Source organism: Ruminococcus sp. AF20-12LB (assembly GCF_003478985.1).
In the GTDB taxonomy this organism is placed as follows: domain Bacteria; phylum Bacillota; class Clostridia; order Lachnospirales; family Lachnospiraceae; genus Blautia_A.
In genome coordinates this window covers 87469-106630 of the sequence record NZ_QUGH01000007.1, presented here as the reverse complement: position 1 = coordinate 106630, position 19162 = coordinate 87469, and the positions used below count along the sequence as shown (strand labels likewise).

18 protein-coding genes and 1 tRNA gene are annotated in these 19162 nt (G+C 45.4%); 8 read left to right on the top strand and 11 right to left on the bottom strand.

The features are described from left to right. From DWX61_RS10535 to DWX61_RS10515, 5 genes are all read right to left on the bottom strand, one after another. Complete coding sequence (locus DWX61_RS10535; RefSeq protein WP_009247524.1) at positions 1-1161, bottom strand: plasmid recombination protein; 1161 nt, start codon at positions 1159-1161, stop codon at positions 1-3. A 334-nt stretch (positions 1162-1495) separates the two neighbouring features. Then, positions 1496-2650 (bottom strand): AAA family ATPase, encoded by a 1155-nt coding sequence (locus DWX61_RS10530; RefSeq protein WP_009247525.1) that lies wholly within the window; start codon positions 2648-2650, stop codon positions 1496-1498. Next, positions 2640-2975 (bottom strand): plasmid mobilization protein, encoded by a 336-nt coding sequence (locus DWX61_RS10525; protein WP_009247526.1) that lies wholly within the window; start codon positions 2973-2975, stop codon positions 2640-2642. The genes DWX61_RS10530 and DWX61_RS10525 overlap by 11 nt, the downstream gene beginning before the upstream one ends. After that, positions 2965-4056: a site-specific integrase gene (locus tag DWX61_RS10520; RefSeq protein WP_009247527.1), complete on the bottom strand. Its 1092-nt coding sequence runs from the start codon at positions 4054-4056 to the stop codon at positions 2965-2967. The genes DWX61_RS10525 and DWX61_RS10520 overlap by 11 nt, the downstream gene beginning before the upstream one ends. Further along, a complete protein-coding gene (locus DWX61_RS10515; RefSeq protein ID WP_009247528.1) occupies positions 4057-4245 on the bottom strand; it encodes a helix-turn-helix domain-containing protein in 189 nt (62 codons plus the stop codon). A 448-nt stretch (positions 4246-4693) separates the two neighbouring features. On the opposite strand from DWX61_RS10515, the gene DWX61_RS10510 reads away from it, so the two are divergent. After that, entirely contained in the window at positions 4694-5224 is a 531-nt protein-coding gene (locus DWX61_RS10510; protein ID WP_009247529.1) for a helix-turn-helix domain-containing protein, read from the top strand. A 292-nt stretch (positions 5225-5516) separates the two neighbouring features. Here DWX61_RS10510 and guaA read toward each other — a convergent pair whose 3' ends face one another. The 6 genes from guaA to trmB all read right to left on the bottom strand — a co-directional run bounded on the left by guaA (position 5517) and on the right by trmB (position 11922). Beyond that, entirely contained in the window at positions 5517-7094 is a 1578-nt protein-coding gene (gene guaA / locus DWX61_RS10505) for a glutamine-hydrolyzing GMP synthase (protein ID WP_021652384.1), read from the bottom strand. A 100-nt stretch (positions 7095-7194) separates the two neighbouring features. Next, positions 7195-8757: an alanine/glycine:cation symporter family protein gene (locus DWX61_RS10500; RefSeq protein WP_118625188.1), complete on the bottom strand. Its 1563-nt coding sequence runs from the start codon at positions 8755-8757 to the stop codon at positions 7195-7197. 714 nt (positions 8758-9471) lie between these two features. Next, positions 9472-9544 (bottom strand) — tRNA-Lys (locus DWX61_RS10495). A 94-nt stretch (positions 9545-9638) separates the two neighbouring features. Then, positions 9639-9812, bottom strand: a complete 174-nt coding sequence (locus tag DWX61_RS18955; protein WP_158293305.1) for a hypothetical protein — start codon at positions 9810-9812, stop codon at positions 9639-9641. Between the two features lie 114 nt (positions 9813-9926). After that, complete coding sequence (locus DWX61_RS10490; RefSeq protein ID WP_118625186.1) at positions 9927-11255, bottom strand: MATE family efflux transporter; 1329 nt, start codon at positions 11253-11255, stop codon at positions 9927-9929. Positions 11256-11265: 10 nt separating this feature from the next. Continuing rightward, complete coding sequence (gene trmB, locus DWX61_RS10485; protein ID WP_118515347.1) at positions 11266-11922, bottom strand: tRNA (guanosine(46)-N7)-methyltransferase TrmB; 657 nt, start codon at positions 11920-11922, stop codon at positions 11266-11268. A gap of 712 nt (positions 11923-12634) precedes the next feature. Between trmB and DWX61_RS10475 the strand changes: the two genes are divergently transcribed. The 7 genes from DWX61_RS10475 to DWX61_RS10445 all read left to right on the top strand — a co-directional run bounded on the left by DWX61_RS10475 (position 12635) and on the right by DWX61_RS10445 (position 19148). Further along, the gene (locus tag DWX61_RS10475; protein WP_110103699.1) at positions 12635-12955 is read left to right on the top strand and encodes a hypothetical protein; all 321 of its coding nucleotides are present in this window, start codon (positions 12635-12637) and stop codon (positions 12953-12955) included. Between the two features lie 19 nt (positions 12956-12974). After that, positions 12975-14018 (top strand): V0D/AC39 family V-type ATPase subunit, encoded by a 1044-nt coding sequence (locus DWX61_RS10470; RefSeq protein ID WP_118625182.1) that lies wholly within the window; start codon positions 12975-12977, stop codon positions 14016-14018. Positions 14019-14036: 18 nt separating this feature from the next. Then, positions 14037-15977 (top strand): V-type ATP synthase subunit I, encoded by a 1941-nt coding sequence (locus DWX61_RS10465; protein WP_118625180.1) that lies wholly within the window; start codon positions 14037-14039, stop codon positions 15975-15977. 67 nt (positions 15978-16044) lie between these two features. Beyond that, positions 16045-16476, top strand: coding sequence for an ATP synthase subunit C (locus tag DWX61_RS10460; RefSeq protein ID WP_118515353.1), 432 nt, complete (start codon positions 16045-16047; stop codon positions 16474-16476). A 1-nt stretch (position 16477) separates the two neighbouring features. Further along, a complete protein-coding gene (locus DWX61_RS10455; protein ID WP_021653137.1) occupies positions 16478-16786 on the top strand; it encodes a V-type ATP synthase subunit F in 309 nt (102 codons plus the stop codon). Positions 16787-16798: 12 nt separating this feature from the next. After that, positions 16799-17386 (top strand): V-type ATP synthase subunit E, encoded by a 588-nt coding sequence (locus DWX61_RS10450; RefSeq protein ID WP_110103702.1) that lies wholly within the window; start codon positions 16799-16801, stop codon positions 17384-17386. Beyond that, entirely contained in the window at positions 17379-19148 is a 1770-nt protein-coding gene (locus tag DWX61_RS10445; protein ID WP_118625178.1) for a V-type ATP synthase subunit A, read from the top strand. The genes DWX61_RS10450 and DWX61_RS10445 overlap by 8 nt, the downstream gene beginning before the upstream one ends. The last annotated feature ends 14 nt before the right edge of the window (positions 19149-19162 follow it).

The window sequence follows — 19162 nt, the reverse complement described above, 5'->3', positions numbered from 1 at the left end:
CTATCGTGATCGTGTATTATCACGCTTGCGACCTTTAACTGTTCTTGCCTGCTCCAACAAATCATCTATCTGTTTGCGACCAAAAACCTTACGGAGCAGGCTGTAATCTTTATTTTCTGCTTTTAGGATTTTGTTTTCTTCGGTCAATCTTTCATTGACTTTCTCCAAACGCTGATTGGTGCGGTATAACTGTGCATTCGCTGTATTCAGCCTATGATAGTTGTCCCACCCCTCAAAGCAGCGGGCAAGCACCGTTTTGACAAGTTGCTTCAATTTCCTTACAACCGGCTCTGCCATTTTGGTTTTATATGCCTTTGCAGTCATAAATTTCTCTGGTTCTGGCAACTGATATTTCGGTGCAGTATCAAGCTCTATTTCAAGATTTGACAGCTCGTCTTTTGCCTTATCATAGTTCAATACTCGTTCCGACAACACATCAAATTCAATCTGTTTCTGCTCGATTTTCGCACCTAATGCCGCCACTTCTTTTTCTCTTTCCTGCTTTTTATAATCCAAAACAGAAAGATGTTTTTCGTGTGTGCCTAAATGTTCCCACTCAATCCCATAACGTTCCATCACCGCCGCAAGCTGTTCTTTTTCGGACTGTATCCATTGCGACCACTCCGTATCGCCACGACTGCCGCCCTTAAAACCTTGCGTTGCAAGAGCCTGCTTTAGTGACACTCTTGTATCAAGTCCACGCTTGCTGCCTGTGGTAAAAGGTACAAAATCTATGTGCAGATGTGGTGTAGCTTCATCCATATGCAGATGAGCCGAGAACACCCGAAGCTGTGGATTTCGCTCCTGAAAACCCTGATAGTATTCATCTAAAATCTGCTTTGCCAGTTCTCCGTTTTCCGTATCGGCGTTCATATTTCCCTTACCGCCCACCTGTAAAATGATTTCGTGGAACGGTTTTTCCTGCTTGGAACTTCGGATTTTTTCATAATAATCTTTTATCTTTCGGTCTGACCTTATCTGCTTGGCATTGTATCTTTCCAATGCTTCATCAAACAATTCGTGATAAACTGTCTTTATATTTTCATTGCAGTAGTCGATATTGAGATGAGTACGAGTTCCGTCTACATTTTCTGCTCGGAACTTTCGGCTATTGTGATTGACCGAGCCTTTACCGACCATTGCACTTATCGTTCTCTGCATTTTTTCATCTCCCATCTGTAAATTTCAACATTCTCAGGTTTTGTTACTTTTGTCAAAAGTAACGCAAAAGCACTTTTGACGGGTACACCCATCAAAAATGCGACCTGTAAACAGGTTTTGCGTTCTCCGAAGGCTCTCCGAGGGGTGAGCGTGTGCCGGTGGCACACACGCCTGCGAACCGACCGAGCCAGCAGGCGAGACCAAAGAGCCGCCTTTGAAAAGGCACTCTCTGCACACTCCCCTAAACTTTATCCGGTGTCAAAGTGTGACGATGGTGACAATGTTTTTCACAGCGTGCTGCTCTCAAAAACATTGACACCTTTGACACCGTTTGTCACGCCGTCTGCTCGGTTTCTTTCCAAAGTGAAACCTTTCTTCCGTCGTGTGTGCGGCTGTTCTGATAACGGATACCGTAATCACGAAACAGCCTGCTTGCGTTGATACTGAGCCTTAAAGAAAGTACATTCGGCTTTATATCCACCGCAAGCCTTTCGCAAAGTTCCGAAGCAGTTCCTTCCCATCTGTCACTTTCCGAAAAGAGCGTATCCGCTATCTTCTCAAGCAGAGGTTCGGGCGGTTCTTTCCACATCTCCGTTTCCGATTTTGCAAAGTTCCACACCAATCGCTCGCTGTCCCTTACAAGATGGATTTTCATATCCTGCTGGTCTCTGCCAGCAACATCAAGTGTGGCATTGTTGGAAGTACGCTTGTCCTTACTGAGAACAAATGCACCGTCTGCCGCACCCATCAGACCATTCGTGCCTGAAATCATATCGAATATATCTTCCGATTTTTGTTTGCGTGTATGATGAACAATAAGCATTGAAACCTTGTAACTGTCTGCCAACGCTTTCAGCCTTGCCACAACATCATAATCACTTGCGTAGCTGTAATCTGCTCCGCCTGCTTCACGCACACGCTTTAAGGTGTCTATGATAATCAAGCCTGTGTCTGGGTGTTCCCTCATAAACCCTCTTATCTGTTCTTCCAGTCCGCCATTGACCGTTTTACATTCCGTTGCGAAATACAGATTGCCTGTCTCCTTTGCACCGAACATCTGAAACAATCGCTTCTGCAAACGTGGGTAATCATCTTCAAGGGCAAAATAAAGCACCGTTGCCTTACGCACCTTATACTCCCAAAGCGGTGTGCCTGTGCTGATATGATAGGCAAGCTGTGCCATCATAAAGCTCTTTCCCACTTTCGGGGAACCTACGAAAAGGTAAGTTCCCCTTTGGAGCAGACCGTCGATAAGTGGTGTCTGAACCTCAAACACCGTATCATACAGCGTTGTCATTGATACTGTTTTCAGATAGGAAGGGTCTAACTGTCTGAGTATTTCCCTTTGCATTTCTTCAAAAGATTGCTCGTACCCCTTGAAATCCGTATCCTGATTGACTATACTATTGTCAGTACATTTGGAAAGTGACTGTTCCGCATCTGTTGCCGCAGATACATTTGGAATAGTCATTTCTTTTTTATTCTCCATTCGCATCCTCTCCTTTCAAACCGCCGAGAATAATGGAAATCAGTTCTATTACACTCAGCAGTTCATCATCCACACCTTTTCCTGCTTCAATCCTTTTCAGTTCCGCAAGGACTGTGGCAAATTCCGTTTTCAACGCCTTATACACTCTCGGATTGCCCTGTACCACCACATCCTGATTTAAGCAACGGCGGTAACAATACTCCTGTTTTGGCAATCCTGATAGAGCTACAGCTCTGTTAATGAGTTCGTTTTCTTCGGGCGATACTCGAAACCCTACTGTGATATTCCTCCAACGATTTTTGTTATCTCTGTTCTTAGCTGACATTTTCAAAATCTCCTTTCCCTAAATCATCTAATTTTTCTGCCATCTCAATCTGCTTTGACGGAAAGAGGTGTGCGTACTGATAAGTAATATCAATACTTTCGTGACCAACTCGGTCAGCAATCGCCACCGCAGAAAAGCCCATATCAATCAAGAGTGAAATGTGGCTGTGACGGAGATCGTGAATGCGGATACGCTTCACGCCTGCCGCCTTTGCCCCTCTGTCCATCTCGTGATGAAGATAGCTTTTCGTCACCGTAAAGATACGGTCTTTCTTCTTCAATCCGTAAAGCATACCGAGATATTCTTTCATTTCCTCACACAGAAACTTCGGCATTTTAATCGTGCGGTTGCTCTTTTTCGTTTTCGGAGAAGTAATCACATCCTGCCCTTTCAAACGCTGATAGGATTTATTGATTGTGACTGTTTCCTTATCAAAGTTGAAATCTGCCGGAGTCAAAGCTAACAGCTCGCCCTCTCGGATACCGCACCAGTAAAGCATTTCAAACGCATAAAAGGAAACAGGCTTGTCCATCATCTCAAAAGAGAATTTCTTGTATTCTTCCTTTGTCCAGAACAGCATTTCCTTGTGTTCCTCACGTCCCATATTTCCCACCTTTGCCGCAGGATTGGAACGCAGTTCATAGTAGCGGACAGCGTGATTGAAAATGGCGGACAACTGATTGTGCAGCGTTTTCAGATACGTCTGTGAATAAGGCTTTTTCTTCTCATCACGATAGGCAAGCATTTCATTCTGCCAAGTAATAATCTCCTTTGTGGAAATCTCGCTGATTTTCAGTTTCCCGAAATACGGAAGTATCTTTGTGCGTATGATATGCTCTTTGGTAAGCCACGTGTTTTCCTTCAAACGGTTCTTCACATCATTGATATAAAGCTCCGTAAAGGCTTCAAAACTCATATCAAGGTCTGAAGAAGTCTGCAATTTGAACATTCTTTCCCATTCCTGTGCTTCTCGTTTGGTAGCAAAGCCACGCTTGCATTTCTGCTTGCGTTCCCCTTTCCAGTTCACATACCTTGCCATCACATACCAAGTACCGTTATCTTCATTCTTAAATACCGGCATTTACATTTCCCCCTTTCCTGCTCCGTAGAGCCTTTCGTAAAAATACTGGCGATTTACACGCCCTGCAATCGTAATAAAGCCCTTTGCTTTCAATTCCTCATTTAATTGTCTGATGAGTTTATATGCATAAGGTTTTGATACGTTTAGTTCCTGAGCCACATCTTCGGCTCGGATAAATCTGTTTTCCATATCCTTTTTCTTCCTTTCTTAAAATAATTTTTTGCTTGCCGCTTTCTCCGTGTTAAAGTTCCAACAGGCACTCCTGCTTGTCGGCAGGCGCTGTGCTGTCCCAATGCACCGCAGTACATCAGGCGCTCGCTCGTATAGGGGTTCCCGAAAAGTCGGAGACTTTTGGGGAAGAGGAGGAGCAGTGCAGCGAATGAGCTTTTGTGCTTGCACACAAGCGAACGATACGGAACTTGCTCCGACGAGGTCTTGGCGGTTTGGCTTTTCGGACGGTCATTCAGTTGTCGCATTAAGCATATTTGTTTAATTCGTAATTTATTTTACTAAACATATTTGCTATTGTCAAGTGGTTGCAAAGAAAATATTAAACATTTTTGTTTCGGTTTTTCTTGACTTCCACTAAACATTTCTGCTATACTTATTTCACTAAATATAAAAGGAGCGTATCATTATGGCTATCAGCGAAAGAATACATTTTTTCAGACTAATGCGTGGTATGACACAAAAGTATCTCGGTACAGCAATCGGTTTTCCAGAAAAGAGTGCTGATGTGCGTTTGGCACAGTACGAAACTGGTACACGCAAACCGAAAGCAGACCTTACAAATGCATTGGCACAGGTGCTTGATGTTTCTCCACAGGCTCTTGATGTTCCTGACATAGACAGCTATATCGGTCTTATGCACACTCTGTTTACCCTTGAAGATATTTACGGTCTTACTGTCAGTGAAGCAGACGGAGAGGTATGCTTAAAGGTCAACAAGGACAAAGGCAGAGAAGCATATGAACTCCTCAAAATGCTGTATGCTTGGAAAGAACAGGCAGACAAGCTATCTTCCGAAGAAATCAACAGAGAAGAATACGATAACTGGCGTTACCATTATCCAGAGTTCGACACCACACAGCGTTGGGCAAAAGTTCCATCACAGGAATTAAGTGACGCTCTCGTGGAAGCATTCAAAGACCACTTGAAAGATAAATAAGCACCTACAGGACCTGCCACTGGCAGCTCCCTACAGATGCTTTGGCAACGACAAAAAAGCCCTTAACTATGGTTATTAACCACAGCTAAGGGCTTAGTTTATAATATGGAATTTGTTCAGAGCCAAGCTCCGAACTTTAGTCTGCAAGCCACCTGTTAATTGTTCCGTTACCCATAAACCACTGGATAACAAGAATAATGGCACTTGCTATGACTGTTATCAATTTGTTATCAAAAGACTAATCGAAATCGCTGAAACCCGCATAAACACTGGCTTTTTTAAGCAACTCGATTTATTCGAACTCAATCGTTCCCGGCGGCTTACTAGTAAGATCATAGAATACGCGGTTTACGCCCTTAACTTCATTAATAATACGGTTCATCACCTTATTAAGTACTGCATAAGGAATCTCAGCAGACTCCGCAGTCATGAAGTCAATGGTCTTAACGGCGCGAAGCGCCACTGCATAATCGTATGTTCTGAAGTCTCCCATTACACCTACGCTTCGCATATTTGTAAGGGCTGCAAAGTACTGGTTCGGCATCCAGGACGGATCTTCTCCGTGTTCTTTTTTGTAGTCGGCGGCTGCATTGTCGACTTCTTCACGGTAGATGTAGTCTGCATCCTGTACGATGCGTACTTTTTCCTCGGTAACTTCACCGATGATACGGATTCCAAGTCCCGGGCCCGGGAATGGCTGACGGAATACCAGTCTTTCCGGAATTCCAAGCTCAAGGCCGGCTTTACGGACCTCATCTTTGAACAGGTCACGAAGTGGCTCAATGATTTCTTTGAAGTCAACGAAATCCGGAAGGCCTCCTACGTTGTGGTGGGATTTGATCACTGCGGATTCTCCGCCGAGACCGCTCTCTACAACGTCCGGATAAATGGTTCCCTGTGCAAGGAAATCTACAGCACCGATCTTCTTGGCTTCCTCCTCGAAGATACGGATAAATTCCTCACCGATGATCTTACGCTTCGCTTCAGGCTCTGTAACACCGGCAAGCTTGTCGTAATATCTCTGCTGTGCATTCACGCGGATAAAGTTCAGGTCAAACTGACCATTCGGTCCGAATACACCTTCAACCTCATCACCTTCATCCTTACGAAGAAGACCATGATCTACAAATACGCAGGTAAGCTGCTTGCCGATCGCTCTGGAAAGAAGTCCTGCTGCTACGGAGGAATCTACACCACCTGACAGGGCAAGGAGAACTTTTCCATCACCAACTTTCTCGCGGATCTCTTTGATCGTGTGTTCAACAAAGGCATCCATCTTCCAGTCTCCGGCACATTCGCAGACACCAAGTACGAAGTTGGACAGCATTGTCTTTCCTTCTACTGTGTGCAGTACTTCCGGGTGGAACTGGATCGCATACAGTTTCTTCTCTTCATTCTGTGCAGTTGCTACCGGACAGTCTGCAGTATGTGCAGCGATCTCAAATCCCGGTGCAGTCTGGGAAATATAGTCTGTATGGCTCATCCAGCAGATTGTTTTGTCGGATACATTTTTGAAGATCCTGGAATCTTTCTTATCGATGAGAAGCTCTGTCTTACCGTATTCGCTGACATCTGCCTTCTCAACTTTTCCGCCAAGGACATGCATCATGAGCTGTGCTCCATAGCAAAGTCCAAGTACCGGAATACCAAGCTCAAATAATTCCTTCTGGTAAGTCGGTGAATCTGCCTCATAGCAGCTGTTTGGTCCGCCGGTAAGGATGATTCCCTTAGGATTCATCGCTTTAATCTTCTCAAGATCTGTCTTGTAAGAATAAATTTCGCAATATACATTACATTCTCTGACACGTCTTGCAACCAGCTGATTGTACTGACCGCCAAAATCAATGACAATAACTAATTCTCTTTTCAAGGCTTTCCTCCTGTTATTTATAACATCTTTAGAATCTGTTACTCATTATAAATGAGTACATGCACTTTTACAATGCTAATTTTATCTCCCGCCGGACTTTTTATTTTCCGGAAAAATTTTTCACTGTTTTTTTTGCCTGCTCATCCCAGTAAGCGCAGTCATTTCTTCCAATTATCTCCGATGTAAACGGAGTACCGTCATTCTTCTTATAATGTCTGGTCGCCCGGAAAACATATTTCGCACCGACATAAACGATCGGTACGTTGAAAAATACGATCAGAATATTTCCAAGATCAGAAAATGCCCAGAGATTTCCAAGCTCCAGTCCTGCGATATTACAGAGGATACCAAATGCGGCAACAAAAAGACCGATACAGCGTACAAAATTAATACAGATCTTATCCTTGCGGATACGGTTGGCTGCGATTTCCGAAAAACTGATCATTCCAAGCAGACAGGTAAATGCAAACAGGCAGAAACATAAGGTTACAAGAAATGTAACGATCCCGTTCATTGCAGTTCCCGGAGTCAGCACAGCAATGGACTCCGTATATTTTGGAAGTTTATCAAGAGCCTGCCAGCTTTCCGCATCTGCTCCCGTCCAGCAATGTGCCATAACTACCACAAATCCGGTAAGTGTACAGATCACAATGGTATCAAGAAAAACTCCCAGAGAAGCGATCACACCCTGCTCACATGGATGCTTTGCGTCAGCTGCTGCTGCTGACATGGTGATCGTTCCCTGACCAGCCTCATTGGACATCAGGCCTCGTTTTACGCCCTGTGCAAGAACTGTTCCAAAAACACCTCCAAAAAATGCATCCGGCTTAAAGGCTCCTGCAAACACACTTCCGAAGAAATACGGAATACGGGTAAAATTCAATATGATAAGAAGTAACACTACTACCATATAGAGCACTGCCATCACCGGCACCATCATATCTGTCCATCTGGATACTTTTTTGATTCCGCCAAATGCGATAGCTGCTGTGAGGATTACGATCAGTGTACCTACTATATAATAGAAGGCTGATCCGCTTGGAATGGTTTTTCCGGTTATGATCTCTGCCATGCGTCCTACTGATGAAACAACGTTAAAGCCCTGTGCCGGCAGACAGCAAAGCGCATACAGAATATACAATACCGAAAGAAAAACACCGATCCATACCTTATTTCCAAGAAGCTTTCTCCCATAAAAAGGAAGACCTCCTACGAACTCATCGTCCTTCTTCTCCTTGAAAATCTGAGCAAGGACACCCTCCATGTATGCAACTGCCATCCCGAAAAACGCAGATATCCACATCCAGAACAGGGCCCCCGGTCCACCCACTGCAATAGCACCTGTTACGCCCAGGATATTTCCCGGTCCTACACGCATAGCTGAACTCAGGAAAAACGATGCAAGCGGCGAAATTCCTGTTTCCACAACACGTTTCTCCGTCATGGTTCGGATTCCTTTTTTAAAGTAAGTCACCTGCATAAAACCGATCCTGAAACTGAAAAAAATCCCGGACCCAAGAAGTAATATGATCGCAAAGGATATATTTCCCAGAATCGGGATACTGCTGTACCAGTCAAAATTCGTGGGGAACTCCCACAGAAAATCAGACAGTGGACCGATAAAGCTGAACACTCCATTGATCGCCTCAAACACTTTCTCCATAGCCATCTCCTCCCTTTTCATCTGAATACCTCAGAATTGAACCATCTTTCCGGATATCACATTTTCCGCTGAATATAAAATATAGATATATTCATTTATACCCCTCAGAAAAATTTCCGCACCTGTTCATATAACATGTGTACCACATCCATACTCGTTCATTTCCCCTCCGGATTTTTATGCTATGGTTTATTATACCGTATCGGCTTAAAAAAGTCTTATTTATTTTCACTATTTTTGTACAAATTTCAGAATTTTCTATTCTTACAAGCCCCACCGACTGCTATTGCTTTTCGCCCCCCGCAGGGGACTTACTTGATTCGAGTCAAGCGGATATTCGCAATCCGCTTCGCTACGCGGCTCTACACCGAATAACTTCTTCGCAGTTTATCAGACTTTATAAGATATTTAGACTTTCCTCACAAATTTTTAAAACGCTTCTCACAGTTCCATCACATTTTGACGGTATATTATTAATCAAATAAAGCACAAAGCTTTTTCATCTTATAGATCATTACTTATTTTTCTTTTCATACTCTGCCGGGTCCCTTCCAAGACCCGGCCCTCCTTTTTATCTGAGGTACTTTTCCTAAAAAAACATCTGATCTATAATATCTGAATCAAACACCCGGATATCCCACCTTAACCCCCACATAAACGCAACGAAAAAACACCGTCCCCGCAGCTCCATATCTGCAAAAACAGTGCTTTTAGTGCGTCTTCAGGGGTTCGAACCCTGGACACCCTGATTAAGAGTCAGGTGCTCTACCAACTGAGCTAAAGACGCTTATTTAATTGTTTGTCTTTCGTTTTTTGTTTCGTTCGTTCCTCAAGACATGTTGTATTATACGTTATGATTTGAAGAAAGTCAACACCTTTTTTTAATTTTTTTTATTTTTTTCTTTTTTATTTTTTATATCTTCATTTGATGCAATTTTATCCAGCATTTTTTCCATTTCCGACAACGAATTTCTGATATGGGCAGCCTGGCTGTTAATGCTGCGGCTTACCGTATGGAGATTCTGCTGCAAGGATCTGAATTTTCTTTTTTTCAAAACTTATGGCCTCCTGCTTTGCGCAAATACCTTTCCAACATCACGGATATTTTATTATATGAAAATATCCTGATCTGTTTCCTGATATTTGCGCAAAGTATTTAAAGCGGACTCTTAGAAATCCACTTTTTTCCACCAGCGCCATACCAGCACCACCGCCAGCACTGCCGTAAGGAAATCCGAGATTGCCTGAGAAGCCAGAACGCCATGATACCCTGCCACCTTAAGAGCGATCATCAGTACAACCGCAAAGACCACTCCCTGTCTGCTCACTGATAACAGAAAAGCTCCCATAGCCTGTCCTGCAGACTGAAACGTACAGGTGCTGATCAGCACGATTCCCATACACAACATTCCCGCCAGCTGCAGCCGAAGCATCAGCGCGCCATTTTCCACAACGGAAGGATCGCTCATAAAGATCTTTACCATCTGCGGGGCAAAAAATCCAAGTACCGCCATCAGTACAAGCGCCATTCCTCCCTCAAGAAGATATGCAAACTTCAAAGTTGCTTTCAACCTTGTGCGGTTTCTCGCGCCGTAATTGTATCCGGTCAGCGGCTGTCCACCAAAGGCAAAACCAACCAGGACCAACGCAGCGATCATATTAATTTTCATAACGATTCCCATAGCTGCAACCTTATCGTCACCAAATCCCAGCAACGCGCGGTTTGTCAGCGCAATTCCGATGCTCTGCATCAGATTAGTAACAGAAGCCGGAATACCAATGGCAAAAACCGCTCCTATCTCCGACCTGGAAATGTGAAATCCCCTGGGATCCACAGAAAGATTTTTGCTCTTTTTAATAAGAAACCATACAAAGAAAATATCGGTACAAACATTTCCGATCACGGTCGCTGTAGCTGCGCCGGCCGCACCCCAGCCCAGTACAAAGATCATGATCGGATCCAGAATAATGTTTACAACTGCGCCAAGTACAGAACCAACCATCGAAGCCGTCGCAAATCCTTCTGTTCGTAACTGATTGGACGGTGTCAGCGCAACAATGATAAACGGCGCACCCAGTGCAATACAGGTATAATACTGTGACGCATACTCCCAAGTGGCCTCGCTTGCACCCAGAAGTCCCAATACCAGACTTCTGAAGATCATCAGTACAGCCGCAACTGCAACACCGCTGACGATCGCGCCATAAAAGCTGAATACGCTGATCCGCTTTGCGTCCTCGTATCTTTTTTCTCCAAAAAGCCTGGAAATAAAAGAACTGCCGCCAAGTCCGAAAATATCTCCCAGCGCGATCATCAGGGTAAAGATCGGTGATCCAAGGGCAACCCCCGCCACCAGATCCGTATTGCCGGTTCCTGCGATAAAATACGTATCTACCATATTATAAACAAGCGAGATAACCATACTGAACACAACCGGAAGTGCCAGCTTAAAATATGCCTTTGGTATAGGATACTTTTCAAAAATTTCTTCCTGCATCTTATTCCCTCTATTTCTGTCTGATCACCATTTTACAGATCGGATTTCCCATAGAAGAAAACTTCTCCTCATATTCCGTCATGACATTTCCCTTCACCAGCTCCTCATCATGATGAAGATCAAAGGTACACACCTCCAGATTCCAATCGGAATCCCTAACCTCTTCCAGGGAAAACTCAAACAGACCACGGTTATCTGTCTTAAACTCTACAGTTCCTTCTTTTTTCAAAATCTTCTCATATCTTGCCAGAAATTCCCTGGACGTAAGTCTTCTCTTTGCATGACGCGCCTTCGGCCACGGATCCGAAAAATTCAGATAGATCCCATTAACCTCATCCTTCTCAAAAATCTCCGGCAGCAATCTTGCATCCACCCGGATAAAAACAAGATTGGAAAACTCCTCTCCTGCCGATTCCAGTTCCTCTCTCTTCTGCAGCGCCCGAAGAAGCACACTGTCATACATCTCAATTCCCACAAAATTTCTCTCCGGATGAAGTCTTGCCATATCCATCAGAAAACGCCCCTTCCCCATACCAACTTCCAGAAAAAGCGGTCTCTTCACTCCAAAAACCTCATCCCACTTTCCTTTAAACCTCTCCGGCTCATCAACTACCCACTCACAATCCAAAATAGCATCCTTAGCACCCGGAATATTTCGTAATCTCATAAATAACCTCCAATAATCTTTCCATAATAATGTCTCAATGATTCTTATCAAACAACATTCCAATACTCAACTATACATGTAACCCCCACCCCGCCGCAAGCAAAAAATAAAAAAAATCCTCAACCAAGCAACAACAAAAACGCCTCGCCGTCCACCCCAACACCACCGCATCCTCTCAAACCCAACCAACCAGGCGACAGCAACGCGCCTCGCCGTCCACTTCCAACACCATCCGCATCCAACACCATCCGCATCCACTCAAACCCTCTCAACCAGGCGACAGCAACGCGCCTCGCCGTCCGCATCCAACACCATCCGCATCCACTCAAACCCTCTCAACCAGGCGACAGCAACGCGCCTCGCCGTCCGCATCCAACACCATCCGCATCCACATACATCGGCTCAACCTCACACATCCAACACCGCAGCATACATACACAAGTCAACAACCTCACACCGCCACAACCAAGAACTCCTAAAAAAAGCCCGAGGGGTGTGCAGAGGGGCCGTGGCTTTACGGCCCCTTTGCGGTTTTCATTTTTTCCCAAAACTCAATCATCGTCTAATAAACAAATTTCTTTTTTTCGTCTCTTTTTGAACATATTTATTCAATAATTGCAAAAAATTTAACAATTTTTTAGTTGTTTTTACCATAAAAAAGGTGTATCATATAAAAATCAATTATAAACTATAAACAAACAAGGAGGGCGCTATGGAACAAATCCTAAATAAGCTTTCGGAAATCGAAGCTACAGCCAATGCCATCATGCAGGACGCTGCGCGACAGAAACAGGCTCTCTCGGAAGAAGCAGAAAAACAGACGAAGGAATTCGACGCTTCACTTGAAAAAGAAACCAGCGACGAGATCCAGAAGATCCGTGAAGATCTGGCCCGTGAGAAAGACGCCCGGATCAATGAGCTTCGTGCAGAAACCGAAAACCAGCTTTCCAGGCTGGACGCCTATTACGAAGCCCATCACGAAAGTCTTTGCAGTGAGCTGTTTCAGAAAATAACAGGCATCACCGAAACCTGAAGGGAAAGGAAGTGATTCAATGGGCTCTGTCCTCTCATACAGCGGACTCTCCACCAAGATCCGCGCCATGCAGAGCAGGCTTGTGACAGATGAGCAGCTGGAAGAAATCGTTCAGCTTCCCAATGTCCCCCAGGTAACAGCCTACCTGAAACGGACTCCTGAATATCAGAATGTCTGGTCCGGTCTCGATGAAAATGATCTTCACCGCGGACAGATAGAAAAACTCCTGAAGAAATCCATCTTCCTGAATTTTTCAAGGCTTTACCACTTTGCAAATCAGGAACAGCGAACGTTCCTGTCGCTTTACTCGAGGCGTTATGAGATCCGCGTCCTGAAAGAAATCATGACGAATCTCTTTGACCACCGGGACACCGATCCCGTGGATATTTCTCCCTACCGCGATTTTTTCAGACATCATTCCAAGCTGGACATTGACAGGCTTGCCGCCTGCACCAATATGGATGAATTCATTGCGGCACTGAAGGGAAATGATTTTTTTATTCCGCTGTCTCAGGTCAATGAACGTGGAAATGCCACGCTTTTTGACTTCGGCATGGCACTTGACCTTTCGTATTTTTCACAGATCTGGAATGTGCGGAAGAAGCTTTTCAAAGGTAACGATCTGAAACAGATCACCAGGGCTTACGGTGAAAAATTCGATATGCTGAACCTGCAGTTCATCCAGCGCTCCAAACGCTGCTTTCAGATGGAACCGGCTGCTATTTACGCACTGCTGGTCCCCATGAACTACAAGCTCCGCAAAGAGGAGATCACCACCCTTGTGGAAGCCCCTACACCAGAAGAGTTCCGTCGTATCTTCAATGGGACTTATTATGGTAAAAAATACGAACAGCTGACCGTCGCCAGTCTGGAAGAATTTTATAACTATATTCTTCGCAGCATACTGGAACAGGAAGCACGCAAGGATCCCTATTCCGTAGCAGTCATCTATTCCTATTTATATCACAAAGAACATGAAGTCAACCGTCTGACCATTGCCCTTGAATGCGTGCGCTATGGCGTGGACCCAGAACAATCCCTGCGTTATATACGCAACGGTTAATAACCAGGAGGTAGCAACGTGATTGAAAAAATGAATTTTCTGAGCATCACCGGTCCCAAGGCAGATATCGACCGGGTTGTAAACACCTACCTGTGCAAGTACGAGATCCATCTGGAAAACGCTCTCTCAGAGCTGACCACAGTAGAAAGTCTGACGCCTTTCCTGGATGTCAACCCTTACAGAGATGCCTTAAATTCCATCAATACCATTTATGAGGAGCTAAAAACTCCTCCGTCCACTTCCAACAGAAGCCCGGGTATTGAAACAGCACTTTCCACAGTAAAGGAGATCCGCTCCCAGGCGGATCAGCTCCAGAAGGAACAGTCCGAACTGGAAGAAAAATGTTCCTCTCTGGAAGAGTCACTGCGGATCATACGTCCCTTCCGAAATATTGATTATGATATTTCATCCATACTTCATCTGAAGTATATCCATTTTCATTTCGGACGTATCGAGAAACAGTATTATGAGAAATTCAAGAAATATATTTACGACAATCTGAACACGATCTTCCTTAAATGTGATGAAGATGACCAATACGTCTGGGGCGTTTACTTCGTACCGAAGCATGAAGCGCACAAAATCGATGCCGCCTACTCTTCTATGCACTTTGAGAAGATCTTTGTGCCGGATAATTATACCGGAACTGCCCAGCAGGCATTTTCAAGCGTAAGCAAACAATACGAGGATGCCCTGAAGCATCTGGAAGCACAGAAACAGAAATACCAGAGATTTCTTGCGGATCAGGCAGAAGCCATCGTTACCGCCAGAAACACCCTTCTTCAGTTTTCCAGAAATTTCGATGTCCGTAAAGCGGCTGCCTGCACCGGAAAGCATGAAAATTTCTATATTCTCTGCGGCTGGATGACAGAAGCCGACACCAGAGCCTTTCAAGCCGAAATCTCATCCGACGAAAAAATCTTCTGCCTGGTAGACGGAGAAGATACCAATACGCCGGAGCACGACCAGAACCATCAGCCACCGACCAAGCTGAAAAACCCAAAGCTTTTCAAGCCCTTTGAAATGTATGTAAAAATGTACGGACTTCCCGCCTATGGTGAGATGGACCCCACCTGGTTTGTCGCCATCACCTACTCCTTTATTTTCGGAGCCATGTTCGGTGATGCAGGACAGGGACTCCTGCTTTTTATCGGAGGATTGCTCCTGTACAAACTAAAGCATATCGATCTTGCCGGAATCATCAGCTGCGCCGGAGTCTTTTCCACATTTTTCGGTCTGATGTTCGGAAGCATCTTTGGATTTGAGGATGTCATACCTGCTCTGTGGCTGCGGCCTGTGAACAGTATGACGACCATACCTTTTATCGGAAAACTGAATACCGTATTTATTGTTGCCATCGGCTTCGGCATGGGAATCATCCTCCTGTGTATGGTTTTCAACATCATCAATTCCTTTAAGATGCATGACGTTGAAAAAACCTGGTTTGACACCAACGCTGTGGCAGGACTTGTATTTTATGGCTCCGCAGTTCTCTGCATCGGACTTTTTGTATCCGGGCATGCTGTTCCGGGTGGTGCAGTCCTTGCCATTATGTTTGTTTTACCGCTGCTTCTTATTTTCTTCAAGGAGCCTCTTACAAACCTGGTAGAAAAAAAAGCCGAGGTTATGCCAAAAGAAAAAGGCATGTTTATCGTACAGGGTATCTTTGAACTGTTCGAGGTTATCCTGAGCTACTTTTCCAATACACTCTCCTTCGTGCGTATCGGTGCTTTTGCAGTCAGCCACGCAGCTATGATGGAGGTTGTACTTATGCTTGCAGGCGCAGAGAACGGCAGTCCGAACTGGATCGTCATCATTCTCGGAAACCTGTTTGTATGCGCTATGGAGGGCCTGATCGTAGGTATCCAGGTACTCCGTCTGGAATATTACGAAATGTTCAGCCGTTTTTACAAGGGCAGCGGACGGAAATTCGAGCCGTTCTGCTCCAAGAACAAATAAAATGCCAGAGTCGGAACGCATTCTGATCCGGGCATTCAATTAAACGAATATTAAGGAGGTCATCATCATGACAGTCATTACACAGATCACAATCGCAGTTGCACTTGTACTCAGCATCATTCTTCCATTTGGTTATTATCTTCTCGGCGAAAAAAACCGCGGCCGCTACAAAACAGCTCTTGGTGTCAACGCCTTTTTCTTCTTCGGGATCATGCTTGTTGCCATTGCAGTAACATTTGCAGGCGGAGCTTCCGTACAGGCTGCTACAGGCGCTGACGCAGGCCTTGCAACAGGTATGGGTTACATCGCAGCAGCACTTGTTACCGGACTTTCCTGTATCGGTGGTGGTATTGCCGTTGCCAGTGCGGCAAGCGCAGCACTTGGAGCGATCAGTGAAGATCAGAGCATCCTTGGTAAATCTCTTATCTTCGTAGGTCTTGCCGAAGGTGTTGCTCTTTATGGACTGATCATCTCTTTCATGATCCTGGGTAAACTTTGATATGAAAATGTATCTGATCAGTGACAATATTGATACTCTGACAGGAATGAGACTGGCCGGTGTAGAGGGTGTGATCGTTCATGAGCACGACGAGCTGAAGGAAGCTCTAGAGCGCACCATCGCAGACAAAGAGATCGGAATCATACTCCTGACCGAAAAATTCGGCCGGGAGTTTCCTGAGATCATTGATGATGTCAAGCTTCATCACAAAACACCTCTCATCATTGAAATTCCTGACAGACATGGTACCGGCCGCAGGCCTGATTTCATTACTTCTTATGTAAATGAGGCCATCGGATTAAAATTATAGGCAGGTGATATTATGACAATCGAAGAGAAGCTTACACACTTCTATGACACCTCCGTGGAAGAAGCCCGCCGTCAGGCGGAAAAAGATGTCCGGGAACACAAGGAAGCCCTGGATGCCGCACTGGAGGAACATAAAAAAATGTCTCTGGGAAATGCTGCCAGTTCCCGCAAAGCCGAGATCGCAAACGCAAAGCGCGAGATCAACAAGGCACTTTCCGCAGAGCAGCTTCACATCCGGCGAAACTGGACTGCCAGGCAGAGCCGCTTAAAAGAAAAACTTTTTGCAGATGTTCGGGTACAGATCCTGAAATTCATGGAATCTCCCCGCTATGAAGAATATCTTTGTACAAAGATCGAGGAAGCTGTCTGCTTCGCGGAACACGATGAGATCCAGATCTATCTTTCAAAAGAAGATGAACCCCGTCTGAAGTCTCTCACTGTAAAGACCGGTTTCCCGCTGAAGCTTTCCGATGAATCCTTTATCGGCGGGATCAAGGCGATAATCCCTGAAAAAAATATCCTCATCGACAATTCCTTTGAGGAAGGCTATCAGGCAGCTTACAGAGAATTCAAATTTGACGGAGGTCCAGCACATGAGTAAAACAGGTATTATCTACGGTGTTAACGGTCCTGTTATCTACCTCAAGGGCGACACCGGCTTCAAGATCTCCGAGATGGTCTATGTAGGCCCCGAAAAACTGGTTGGAGAAGTTATCGGTCTCAAGAAACATATGACGACCATACAGGTTTTTGAGGAAACTACGGGACTGAAACCCGGAGAAACTGTTATCGGAACAGGAGACGCCATTTCCGTTCTCCTTGGTCCGGGAATCATCCACAATATTTTTGATGGTATCCAGAGACCTCTGGCAGAGATTGCCCAGGCCTCTGGAAAATATATTTCCCGTGGTGTCAGCGTTGACTCTCTTGACACAGAGAAAAAATGGGAAACACACATTACTGTAAAAGAAGGCGATGTCATCGGTGCAGGTACGGTTATCGCCGAGACACAGGAAACCGCTTCTATCCTTCACAAATCCATGGTTCCGCCGACGATCACACACGGAACCGTTATCCATGCCGTTCCTGACGGAGCTTATACTGTTCTGGAACCCATCGTTACCGTCCGTCTTGATGACGGAACTGAAAAAGAACTGGCACTTGCCCAGAAATGGCCGATCCGTGTGCCGAGACCGACCTACAAACGTTTCCCGGCAAGCGTTCCGCTTCTTACCGGCCAGCGAATCTTGGATACTCTTTTCCCTATTGCCAAGGGAGGCACTGCTGCAGTTCCAGGCGGATTCGGAACAGGAAAAACCATGACACAGCACCAGATCGCCAAGTGGTCTGACGCAGATATCATCATCTACATCGGCTGTGGCGAGCGCGGAAACGAAATGACACAGGTTCTTGAGGACTTCAGCAAGCTGATCGACCCGAAATCCGGAAACCTGATGATGGACCGTACCACACTGATCGCCAACACTTCCAACATGCCGGTTGCAGCCCGTGAGGCTTCCATCTACACAGGTGTTACACTTGCGGAATATTACCGTGATATGGGTTATGACGTAGCAATCATGGCAGACTCCACATCCCGATGGGCCGAGGCTCTCCGTGAGCTTTCCGGACGTCTGGAGGAGATGCCTGCAGAGGAAGGCTTCCCTGCGTATCTGGCAAGTAAGCTTTCCGCCTTCTATGAGCGCGCGGGAATGATGCAGAACCTGAACGGAACAGAAGGTTCCGTATCCATTATCGGTGCAGTTTCCCCTCAGGGCGGTGATTTCTCCGAGCCGGTCACACAGAATACTAAACGTTTTGTCCGCTGTTTCTGGGGACTGGACAAGGCTCTTGCCTATGCCCGTCACTTTCCTGCCATCCAATGGCTGACCAGCTACAGCGAATATCTGGAGGACCTGACTCCCTGGTACAGAGAGCATGTCTCCCCGAAATTCGTTTATGACAGAAACCAGATCATGGCTATCCTCAACCAGGAAAGCTCTCTTATGGAGATCGTCAAGCTGATCGGAAGCGATGTTCTTCCGGATGATCAGAAGCTGACGCTGGAGATCGCCAGGGTTATCCGTCTGGGCTTCCTGCAGCAGAACGCTTTTCACCAGGAGGACACCAGTGTTCCTATGGAAAAGCAGTTCCTGATGATGGAAACCATCCTCTATCTCTACGAAAAATGCCGTGCCCTTGTAAACCGTGGCATGCCGGTTTCCGTGCTGAAGGAGGATAAGATCTTTGAACGTATCATCGCCATCAAATACGAGGTTCCAAATAAAGAGCCGGAGCGTTTTGATGAATATCATAAAGATATCGACCGCTTCTACGACAATGTACTGGAAAGAAACGGTTAAAGGAGGGATCAGTT

Bases quoted from the DNA above. Each gene is read 5' to 3' on its own strand.
- DWX61_RS10535 (WP_009247524.1), bottom strand. From the start codon at position 1,161: ATGCAGAGAACGATAAGTGCAATGGTCGGTAAAGGCTCGGTCAATCAC.
- DWX61_RS10530 (WP_009247525.1), bottom strand. From the start codon at position 2,650: ATGGAGAATAAAAAAGAAATGACTATTCCAAATGTATCTGCGGCAACA.
- DWX61_RS10525 (WP_009247526.1), bottom strand. From the start codon at position 2,975: ATGTCAGCTAAGAACAGAGATAACAAAAATCGTTGGAGGAATATCACA.
- DWX61_RS10520 (WP_009247527.1), bottom strand. From the start codon at position 4,056: ATGCCGGTATTTAAGAATGAAGATAACGGTACTTGGTATGTGATGGCA.
- DWX61_RS10515 (WP_009247528.1), bottom strand. From the start codon at position 4,245: ATGGAAAACAGATTTATCCGAGCCGAAGATGTGGCTCAGGAACTAAAC.
- DWX61_RS10510 (WP_009247529.1), top strand. From the start codon at position 4,694: ATGGCTATCAGCGAAAGAATACATTTTTTCAGACTAATGCGTGGTATG.
- DWX61_RS10500 (WP_118625188.1), bottom strand. From the start codon at position 8,757: ATGGAGAAAGTGTTTGAGGCGATCAATGGAGTGTTCAGCTTTATCGGT.
- DWX61_RS10490 (WP_118625186.1), bottom strand. From the start codon at position 11,255: ATGCAGGAAGAAATTTTTGAAAAGTATCCTATACCAAAGGCATATTTT.
- trmB (WP_118515347.1), bottom strand. From the start codon at position 11,922: ATGAGATTACGAAATATTCCGGGTGCTAAGGATGCTATTTTGGATTGT.
- DWX61_RS10475 (WP_110103699.1), top strand. From the start codon at position 12,635: ATGGAACAAATCCTAAATAAGCTTTCGGAAATCGAAGCTACAGCCAAT.
- DWX61_RS10470 (WP_118625182.1), top strand. From the start codon at position 12,975: ATGGGCTCTGTCCTCTCATACAGCGGACTCTCCACCAAGATCCGCGCC.
- DWX61_RS10460 (WP_118515353.1), top strand. From the start codon at position 16,045: ATGACAGTCATTACACAGATCACAATCGCAGTTGCACTTGTACTCAGC.
- DWX61_RS10455 (WP_021653137.1), top strand. From the start codon at position 16,478: ATGAAAATGTATCTGATCAGTGACAATATTGATACTCTGACAGGAATG.
- DWX61_RS10450 (WP_110103702.1), top strand. From the start codon at position 16,799: ATGACAATCGAAGAGAAGCTTACACACTTCTATGACACCTCCGTGGAA.
- DWX61_RS10445 (WP_118625178.1), top strand. From the start codon at position 17,379: ATGAGTAAAACAGGTATTATCTACGGTGTTAACGGTCCTGTTATCTAC.